The sequence below is a fragment of the Afifella sp. IM 167 genome, from assembly GCF_020144925.1.
Classification (GTDB): Bacteria; Pseudomonadota; Alphaproteobacteria; order Rhizobiales; family Afifellaceae; genus Afifella.
Window position 1 is genome coordinate 1 of sequence record NZ_NSLC01000042.1, and the last position, 547, is coordinate 547.

At 73.9% G+C, this 547-nt stretch carries 2 protein-coding genes; both read right to left on the reverse strand.

The window, feature by feature from the left end; translation table 11 throughout:
- Positions 1-115: FAD-dependent oxidoreductase (locus tag CLD20_RS20045; protein WP_224408442.1), on the reverse strand; the 115-nt coding region annotated here is incomplete at its 3' end.
- A partial coding sequence (locus tag CLD20_RS20050; protein WP_370636949.1) for a hypothetical protein occupies positions 108-547 on the reverse strand: 440 nt, incomplete at its 5' end. The genes CLD20_RS20045 and CLD20_RS20050, both read right to left, overlap by 8 nt.

Below are 547 nucleotides of genomic sequence, written 5' to 3' on the forward strand. Positions count from 1 at the left end.
CCTTCTCGACCAGCGTCACCTGCAGCCCGCGGCAGGCGAGCAGCAACGCGCTCGTCAGGCCGGCGATGCCGGCGCCGACGACGACGACATGGTGGGTGCGCAGCGCCTCAGCCATATCGGCGCCCCTTCCAGAAGCCCGTGATCGACTGCGGCGCAAAACGCACGAACATCGATTCCGAGAAGAAGTCGCGCGACGCGACGATGGCGCGCTGGTGGGCGCCGGTGCGGGCGTAGGCGTCCATCGCCGCCACGCTCTCCCAGATGCTGAATGTGGCCTGGCGCAGCACCGGCGCCTCGCCCAGCCCGACCGCCAGCAGGCAGCCGTCGGCGCGCTCGAGCGAGTCCTGCGACGGCCCGGCGTTGGGCCAGAAGCGGTGCGCCTGCCCCGGCCGGATCGAAGCCCGGGTCAGCGCGGCGACCGGCCCGTCGGCCGGCGGCGCGCCGCCGACACGCGGCGTGAAGCCGTCCCAGCTGCCGCGCACGCGGTACGGCCGGGCCTTCACGATGCAGAGCTCGCGCGCGTTCTCGCGGTAGCGCCGGAGCAGGT